1 protein-coding gene is annotated in these 902 nt (G+C 61.1%); it reads right to left on the reverse strand.

The window, feature by feature from the left end; translation table 11 throughout:
• Positions 1 to 902 (reverse strand): ribonucleotide-diphosphate reductase subunit beta (locus M5C01_RS32725; protein WP_152742439.1); only part of this gene is annotated, 902 nt, incomplete at both ends.

The following is a 902-nucleotide window of genomic DNA, read 5'->3' on the forward strand; positions in this document are numbered from 1 at the left end:
CGCGCGTATTCGATTTCCAGCTGGGTGCCCTGCAGGATCATCTGGGTGGCTTCTTCCTTCATCTCGGCATCCCACAGGTGCGGGTTCTCGATCTTGATCTGGTTGATCACGTCGATGCCGAAGTTCAGGTGCATGGACTCATCCCGCAGGATGTACTGGAACTGCTCGGCCACGCCGGTCATCTTGTTGCGACGACCCATGGACAGGATCTGGGTGAAGCCGCAGTAGAAGAAGATCCCTTCCAGCACGCAGTAGTAGGCAATCAGGTTGCGCAGCAGTTCCTTGTCGGTCTCGACGGTGCCGGTCTTGAATTCCGGGTCGGAGATCGAACGGGTGTACTTCAGGCCCCAGGTGGCCTTTTTCGCCACGGAAGGAATCTCGTGGTACATGTTGAAGATCTCGCCTTCATCCATGGCCAACGATTCGATGCAGTACTGGTAGGCGTGGGTGTGGATCGCCTCTTCGAAGGCCTGGCGCAGGATGTACTGGCGGCACTCGGGGTTGGTGATCAGGCGGTACACGGCCAGCACCAGGTTGTTCGCCACCAGGGAGTCGGCGGTGGAGAAGAAACCGAGGTTGCGCATGACGATGCGGCGTTCGTCGTCGGTCAGGCCTTCCGGGTCTTTCCAGAGGGCGATGTCGGCGGTCATGTTGACTTCTTGCGGCATCCAGTGGTTTGCGCAGCCGTCGAGGTACTTCTGCCAGGCCCAGTCGTACTTGAACGGCACGAGCTGGTTGAGGTCGGCGCGGCAGTTGATCATGCGCTTTTCATCGACCGCGACACGGGCCGAGGCGCCTTCGAGTTCAGCCAGGCCTTCGGCCACGTCCAGGGCATCGAGGGCTGCCTTGGCACGGGCGATGGCGGCCGAGTCGGAAGCGGTCACGGCACGGGCCTCCTGGGC

Source organism: Pseudomonas sp. MWU12-2319 (assembly GCF_023242525.1).
GTDB lineage: Bacteria > Pseudomonadota > Gammaproteobacteria > Pseudomonadales > Pseudomonadaceae > Aquipseudomonas > Aquipseudomonas gingeri_D.